8 protein-coding genes are annotated in these 7,360 nt (G+C 71.8%); 7 read left to right on the top strand and 1 reads right to left on the bottom strand.

Features of this window, described 5'->3' with window-relative positions; genetic code table 11:
- The 7 genes from ACWGQ1_RS12615 to ACWGQ1_RS12585 all read left to right on the top strand — a co-directional run.
- The coding region (locus ACWGQ1_RS12615) for a MoaF C-terminal domain-containing protein (RefSeq protein ID WP_452313066.1) at positions 1–801 on the top strand (801 nt) is incomplete at its 5' end.
- Between the two features lie 15 nt (positions 802–816).
- Positions 817–1,206, top strand: a complete 390-nt coding sequence (locus ACWGQ1_RS12610; protein ID WP_136034188.1) for a nuclear transport factor 2 family protein — start codon at positions 817–819, stop codon at positions 1,204–1,206.
- 50 nt (positions 1,207–1,256) lie between these two features.
- A complete protein-coding gene (locus tag ACWGQ1_RS12605) occupies positions 1,257–2,426 on the top strand; it encodes an ABC transporter substrate-binding protein (RefSeq protein WP_136034190.1) in 1,170 nt (389 codons plus the stop codon).
- A gap of 81 nt (positions 2,427–2,507) precedes the next feature.
- A complete protein-coding gene (locus ACWGQ1_RS12600) occupies positions 2,508–3,368 on the top strand; it encodes an ABC transporter permease subunit (RefSeq protein ID WP_136034191.1) in 861 nt (286 codons plus the stop codon).
- A complete protein-coding gene (locus ACWGQ1_RS12595; protein ID WP_136034193.1) occupies positions 3,355–5,127 on the top strand; it encodes a branched-chain amino acid ABC transporter ATP-binding protein/permease in 1,773 nt (590 codons plus the stop codon). Before ACWGQ1_RS12600 ends, ACWGQ1_RS12595 begins: the two co-directional genes overlap by 14 nt.
- Positions 5,124–5,816 (top strand): ABC transporter ATP-binding protein, encoded by a 693-nt coding sequence (locus ACWGQ1_RS12590; RefSeq protein ID WP_378803512.1) that lies wholly within the window; start codon positions 5,124–5,126, stop codon positions 5,814–5,816. The genes ACWGQ1_RS12595 and ACWGQ1_RS12590 overlap by 4 nt, the downstream gene beginning before the upstream one ends.
- 29 nt (positions 5,817–5,845) lie before the next feature.
- The gene (locus tag ACWGQ1_RS12585; protein ID WP_136034197.1) at positions 5,846–6,496 is read left to right on the top strand and encodes an HAD-IA family hydrolase; all 651 of its coding nucleotides are present in this window, start codon (positions 5,846–5,848) and stop codon (positions 6,494–6,496) included.
- 35 nt (positions 6,497–6,531) lie between these two features.
- Here the strand turns inward: ACWGQ1_RS12585 and ACWGQ1_RS12580 are convergent, their stop codons facing one another.
- On the bottom strand, positions 6,532–7,347 hold the full coding sequence (locus tag ACWGQ1_RS12580; RefSeq protein WP_136034199.1) for an SDR family NAD(P)-dependent oxidoreductase: 816 nt from the start codon (positions 7,345–7,347) through the stop codon (positions 6,532–6,534).
- Positions 7,348–7,360: the final 13 nt, after the last annotated feature.

The raw sequence follows: 7,360 nt of genomic DNA, 5'->3' as shown, positions 1-7,360 counted from the left end.
GTCAGGACCCCCATGACCGACATCACCGCCGACCCCGCGCTGGACGAGTGGCGCACCTACGACGAGTTCGCCGCCGGCATCGACACGTACCGGCTGCCGAACACCGGACTCGCCGGCACCGCGTTCACGCTCACCCTCGACGACGGCGGCAGCCTCGCGCTCCGCTTCGACGAGGAGTCGGCGCACTGGGACGGCCTCGGCGCCTCGGGCCGCGACCCGTACGACGCGGTCCGCGTGCGCGACGACGTCGTGTTCGTCAACCTGCCGCTCACCAGCCGCGAGCGCGAAGCCCTCACGATCGTGTTCTGCACCTCGACCCGTCGCGCGACCGTCGTCCGCTCCCGCATCGCCGCGGAGGCCGTGGAGGGCACGCCCCAGGTCGGGCAGGATTTCTGGGCCGCGACGATCGACGGGGGCGAGGCGACGGGTGAGGTGCCGGGCCCCAGCCGCGACCTGATCGGCAAGCGCAACGTCTACCGCTACAGCCCGCACCACCTGTACGAGCACGTGTACGTGTCGAGCCAGCGCTACGCCTGGCAGTGCCTGGAGGGTGTGCAGCGCGGCCACGGCGACATGGACCTGTCGACCGTGTGGAAGTTCGCCGACGGCCTGTACCTGTTCTGCTTCCGCGAGTTCCGCATCGCGGTCGCGAGCGTGTGGCTGCACGACCTCGGCTATCAGCTGATGACCACGGGCATCTTCCTGGGCCTCAACGGCGACGGCGAGTCGGAGCACTCCCGCGCCGGCGGCCACATCTACCCGCTGGGCGCCGTCGCCTACCCCGACGTGCAGCCCGTCTGACCCGAGGAGACCCCGATGAGCGATGCAGACCTGGTGCGCGAGCACTACGCCGCCAACGACCGCGGCGACCTCGACGGCATGCTGGCCCCGTTCGCCGCCGACATCGAGTGGACGGAGGCCGCCGGCTTCCCCTACGCCGGCACCTACATCGGCCCGGAGGCGGTGGCCGAGAACGTGTTCGGCCGCATCCAGGAGGAGTGGGACGACTACACCGTCGCGATCGACGAGGTGGTCGACGGCGGCGACGTCGTGGTGGGGATCGGCACCTACTCCGGCACCTACAAGCGCACCGGGCGCTTCTTCGCCGCCCGCGTCGCCCACGTCTGGCGGGTGGCGGGCGGCGAGATCGTCGCCTTCGAGCAGTTCACCGACACCGAGCTCGTGAACCGCGCGCTGCGCGACTGACCACCCACGAACGCGACACAGCACCACCGAACACGAGAGGCAGGAAGCACATGAACAGACGAGCAACCGGCACCGCGGCAGTCCTCGCCGTGGCCGCCCTCGCTCTCGCCGGCTGCGCCGGCGGGGACGGCGCAGGCGGGGGCGACGGCGCCCCCATCGTCGTCGGATCCGTGAACACGATCAGCGGCCCGGCGACGTTCCCCGAGGCCTCGCAGGCGGCCGCGGCCGTCTTCGACGCGTTCAACGACGACGGCGGGCTCGACGGCCGGAAGATCGACTACAAGATGCTCGACGACAAGGGCGACCCGGCCACGGCCACCGCCTCGGCGCGCGAGATCGTCGGCAGCGACGGAGCCGTCGCGCTGGTCGGCTCCGCGAGCCTGATCGAGTGCGAGATCAACGCCAAGTACTACGAGCAGGAGGGCATCCTGTCGCTGCCGGGCATCGGCGTCGACACCGGCTGCTTCGACAGCGACAACATCTCGCCCGCCAACGTCGGGCCGTTCAACGACATGACCCTCACGCTGCAGTACGGCTCCGAGGTGCTCGGCCTGGACGACATCTGCATCCTGCTGGAGATCGCCGGATCCACCCGCCCCACGTATCAGGCGGCCATCGACAAGTGGACCGAGATCACCGGCAAGGAGCCGAAGTACATCGACGACACCGTGCCGTACGGCGCGTCCGACTACACGCCCTACATCGTCAAGGCGCGCGACCAGGGCTGCAAGGCCCTCGCGATCAACCCGGTCGAGCCCGACGCGATCGGGCAGGTCAAGGCCGCGAACGCGCAGGGCTGGGACGACGTGACCTGGCTGTACCTCACCAGCGTGTACAGCGAGAACTTCGCCGACGCGATCGACGACGCCGGTGCGGGCATCTACGTCCCCGCGGAGTTCTACCCGTTCACCGACGATAACGAGATCAACGCCGACTGGCGGAAGCTGATGGAGGCCAACGACATCCCGCTCACCTCGTTCAGCCAGGGCGGCTACCTCGCGGCGACGTACTTCATCGAGGTGCTCAAGAGCATCGACGGCGACATCACCCGCGAGAGCGTCTCGGAGGCTCTGAAGAGCATGGAGCCGATCGAGAACCCGATGGTGGGCACGCCCTACGCCTTCGGCACGCAGAACACCGCGGGCTGGCCGATCATCCTGAAGTCCGGCACCAACGCCTGGGAGAAGGTCGCGGACGACTGGCTGCGCATCGGCGAGTAGTCCCCGCGTCGACGGGCTCGGCGACCCGCCCGGTCGCCGAGCCCGTCGGACACCCCTCCCCCTCACCAGAAAGGACGCCTGATGCTGCAAGGCGCCATCGCCGGTCTCGCCGCCGGCGGCCTCTACGCCGTGCTCGGCGTGTGTCTCACCCTCATGTCGCGGCTCGTGCGCGTCGTGAACTTCGCGCAGGCCGCGACCGGCATGTTCGGGGCGTTCACGGCCGTCTGGTTCGTGCGCGAGCTCGGGCTGCCCATCTGGCTCGGCTCCGTGCTGGGCGTGCTGGTGGCGGGGCTGCTGTCCGCCGCGATCGGCTTCATCGCGGCCACCTGGCTCTCCGAGGCCTCCACCACCACTCGCTCCGCCATGACCGTGGGCCCGCTGCTGCTGCTCATCTCGCTGTCGTTCATCCTGTTCGGCAACAAGCCGCAGCCGTTCACGCCCATCATCGCCGGTCCCGCCTTCTCCCTCGGGGGTGTCGTGATCAGCCAGGTCACGGTCGCGACCGTGCTCATGGCGATCGTCACGGCCGTGGTCGTGCGGGTCGTCCTGCGCCGCACCAGGGTGGGCACGCAGCTGCGCGCCCTGTCGGAGCGGCCCACCACCGCCGAGCTGCTCGGCATCCGCTCGCGTCCGCTGTCGATCGCGGTGTGGTTCGTGACCGGGGTGATCAGCGCGATCGCGATCATCATCGTCGCGCCCTCGCAGTCCAACGACGCCACCAGCCTGTCGATGCTGATCGTCCCCGCGGCCGCCGCCGCGCTGCTCGGCGGGTTCCGCCGTCTCGATCTCGCCGTCGTCGGCGGCCTGGTGCTGGGCGTGCTCGGCGGGCTCGTCGCCCAGATCGACGAGGTCGCGCTCGTGCGCAACTTCCTCCCGTTCCTGTTCATCGTCGTCCTGCTGCTCTGGACGCAGCGCAAGGAGGTGTGGGATGCCGCTCGCTGACCGCCCCTGGTTCCGTACCACCTGGCCGTTCGCCGTGGCCGCCCTCGGCATCGGCGCCGGCGCGATCCTCAGCGCCGCCCTGCCGGGGTACTTCGTCTTCCTCGCGATCAGCGCGGTGACCGCCGCGATCGCGATCCTCGGACTCGGCATCGTGACCGGCTCGGCCGGCATGATCGCCCTGTGCCAGCTCACGTTCGCCGCGGTCGGCGCGTGGATCGTGTCGCTGCTGAACGTGATGCAGGCGCCGGGCGGCTTCCTCGTCTGGCTCGTGTGCGGCGGGGTCGCGGCTGGCCTCGTCGGGATCCTCGTCGGGCTGCCGGCGCTGCGCCTGCGGGGGGTGAACCTCGCGGTGGTCACGCTGGGCTTCGCGGCCGCCGCCGACGTGACGCTCGTGCAGATCCAGTTCCCCGGATCGGCCGACGGCATCGCGGTCGAACGCCCCGGGCTGTTCTCCAACGACCGGCAGTTCTTCTTCCTCTCCATCATCGTGCTCGCGGTGTGCGCGCTCGGGGTGTTCTTCCTCCAGCGCGGCCGCTGGGGGGCGAGCTGGAAGGCCGTGGCGTTCTCCGAGCGCGGCACCGCCGCGGCCGGTCAGAGCGTGCGCTCCGCCAAGCTCACCGCGTTCGCGGTCTCGGCGGCCCTCGGCGGCATCTCCGGCGGGCTGCTCGCCGGGCAGGTGCAGCTGCCGTTCGCGTCGAGCTTCACGCCGCTGCAGTCGCTCGCGCTGTACGTGCTGGCGATCATGTCGGGGGCGCACCTGATCGACATGGCCATCTTCGGCGGGCTCCTGTGGGTGCTGGTGCCCGAGCTGCTCAAGCGCTGGGGCGTGCCGCAGGACTGGGGCTTCGTGGTGTTCGGCGTGCTGGGCGTGCAGGCCCTCACCAGCGGCACGAACCTGGGCCAGGGCATCCGCAACCTGATCTACCGCCGCGCCGACCGCCGCACGGCGAACGCCGACCTCACCGCGCTGCCCGACGACGCCGCCGCCGACGCGGCCGCCATCACCACCACGACCACCGCGACCGTCGACGAGGCGGCCCTCGACGGCGCGCCCGTGCTCACGGTCGACGGTCTCACGGTGCAGTTCGGGGCACTCAAGGCCCTCGACGACGTGTCGTTCACGGTGCCCGCCGCGTCGATCATGGGTCTCATCGGGCCGAACGGCGCGGGCAAGTCCACGTTCGTCGACGCCATCAGCGGGTTCCTGCCGCAGCACGACGGCCGGGTGCTGCTCGGCGACCGCGACCTCGCCGGGCTCTCCCCCACGCGGCGCGCCCGGCTCGGACTGCGCCGCACGTTCCAGCAGGACCGCGTGCCGCCCGCGCTCACGGTGGGCGCATACGTGCGCTTCGTCGCGCGACGCCGGCTGGCCGCGGCCGACATCGACGAGGTGCTGGCGTTCTTCGGCTGCCCGCCCGCGCGCTCCCGCCTGTCGAGCGTGGACGTGGGGACGCGGCGGCTGGTGGAGGTCGCGGCGAACGTGGCCGCCCGTCCGCGGCTGCTCATCCTCGACGAGCCCGCCGCCGGGCTGTCGCACGAGGAGCATCTCGCGCTCGCCGCGCGGTTGCGGGAGCTGCCCGCCCGCTACGGCGTGGCGCTCATCATCATCGAACACGACCTCGACCTCGTGCGCTCCGTGTGCCCGACGCTCACGGTGCTCGACTTCGGGCGCGTGCTGGCGAGCGGTCCGCAGGCCGAGGTCCTCGCGAACCCCGACGTCGTGAAGGCGTACATGGGAGAGACGGAGCTGCTGACATGAGCGAACTCGTGCTCGACGGCGTCACGGTGAGCCGCGGCGCCGGACCGGTGATCTCCGACGTGTCGCTGCGGGTGTCCGGCGGCGAGGTGCTCGCCCTGGTCGGCCCCAACGGCGCGGGCAAGACCAGCCTGATCGAGTCGGTGTCGGGTGTGACGCCGCACTCGGCCGGGACGATCACGCTCGACGGCGACCCCATCGACCGCCTGTCCCGGGTGGCCAGGGCCCGCCGCGGCATCGTGCACATCGAGCAGGGGCGGGCCGTGTTCCCGTCACTGACCGTGCGCGAGAACCTCTCGCTCACCGCGCGCACCCCGTCCGAGGTGGACGCCGTGCTCGCCCAGTTCCCCGAGCTCGAGAAGCGCATCGACGCCCCCACCGCGCTGCTCTCCGGCGGCGAGCAGCAGATGGTCGTCCTGGCGAGGGCGTTCGCCGCGAAACCGCGGATCCTGCTGATCGACGAGATGTCGCTCGGCCTCGCCCCCGTCGTGTTCCTGCGGCTCATGCCGATCGTGCAGTCCATCGCGCAGTCCGGGGTGGGCGTGCTGCTCGTGGAGCAGTTCACGCAGCTGGCCCTCGGGCTCGCGCAGGAGGCGGTGGTCGTGGCCGGCGGACGGGTGTCGTTCCAGGGCAGCCCGCAGGCGCTGCAGGACGACCCCGCCCTGCTGCACCGCGCCTACCTCGGCGGCTGAGACGAGCTGCCGGGGGTTAGCCTGAGCGGATGACCGAGATCCTCCGCGCCCGCGCCGCCCTGCTCGACATGGACGGCACCCTCGTCGACTCGACCGCCGTAGTGGAGCGCCTGTGGCTGGCGTGGGCGGAGCCGCACGGGCTCGACCCCGAAACGGTGCTGCGGGTGGTGCACGGACGCCAGGGCCATCAGAGCATGGCGATCCTGCTGCCCGAGCGCGACCACGCGATCAACCTGCACGAGAACGAGATCATGCTCGCCACCGAGGCCGGCGACGTGGACGGCGTGGTCGGCATCGCCGGGGCCGACCGGCTGCTGGCGGCGCTGGAGACGGTGCCGCACGCGATCGTGACCTCGGCGAACGTGGCGCTCATGACCGCCCGGATGCAGGCCGCGGGGCTGACGGTGCCCGAGCTGGCGGTGACCGCGGAGAACGTGTCTGCGTCGAAGCCCGACCCCGAGGGGTTCCTGCTGGCGGCCCGCATGCTCGGCGTCGCTCCGGCCGAGTGCGTCGTGTTCGAGGACTCCGGCGCGGGCATCCAGGCCGGGCTCGCCGCGGGGATGCGCGTGGTCGGGGTGGGCCGGCACGCGGGGGCGCACGCGCCGACCGTGCACGTCGACGACCTCACCGCCGTGACCCTGACGCACCTCGACGACGGCTTCGAGCTGCGCATCGGCTGACGACGCGGCGACGGCACCCGCCGCCGCGCCCCTGGTCACATGCCGGCGTGGTCGAACGCGATCGTGGGGACGTCGACCACGTGCGAGCCGCCGTCCGCGACGATCACGGCACCCGTGATGTACGACGACTCCCCCGAGCCGAGGAACCGCACGACGGAGGCGATCTCCGCGGGGCGGGCCGGACGCCGCAGCGGCACGTCGGCCGTGACCGTCGCATAGGCCTCCTCGCGGGAGCCGAGACCCGCGTGCGACGCGAACTCGTCCATCTCCTCGTCGGCCATCGGCGTCTGCACCCACCCGGGGCAGATGGCGTTGACGCGCACCCCGTGCCGCCCGTAGTCGCGGGCGAGCGTGCGGGTGAGCCCGATCAGCGCGTGCTTGCCGACCGTGTACCCGGCCACGGACGGCCCCGCGAACAGCCCGGCGAGCGACGACACGACCACCACCTGGCCCTTCGCCTCGATGAGCGCCGGCAGGGCCTCGCGGGCCATCGTGAACGCGGTCGTGAGGTTCGCGCGGATCGCGGCCTCCCAGCTCGCGTCGTCGGTCTCGGCCACGGGCGAGAAGCCGTGGCCGCCGGCGTTCGCGACCAGCACGTCGATGCGGCCGAAGCGCGCGAGCACCTCGGCGACCGCGGCCTTCGCGGAGGCGGTGTCGGCCGCATCCGCCACGATCGGCAGGGCGCCGACCGCCCGCTCGACCTCCTGCAGCGGTTCGGGACGACGGCCGACCACGACCACGTGCGCGCCCTCGGCCGCGAAGCGCTCCGCGACGGCGGCACCGATGCCCGTGCCGCCTCCGGTGATGACGACGACGCGTCCGGAGACGCTCGATCCGACCACGGTTGCCATGTGTGCTCCTGTT

The organism is Microbacterium sp. NPDC055599, assembly GCF_053618975.1.
The sequence above is the reverse complement of the archived record's forward strand: the minus strand, read 5'-3'. Positions and strand labels throughout refer to the sequence as shown.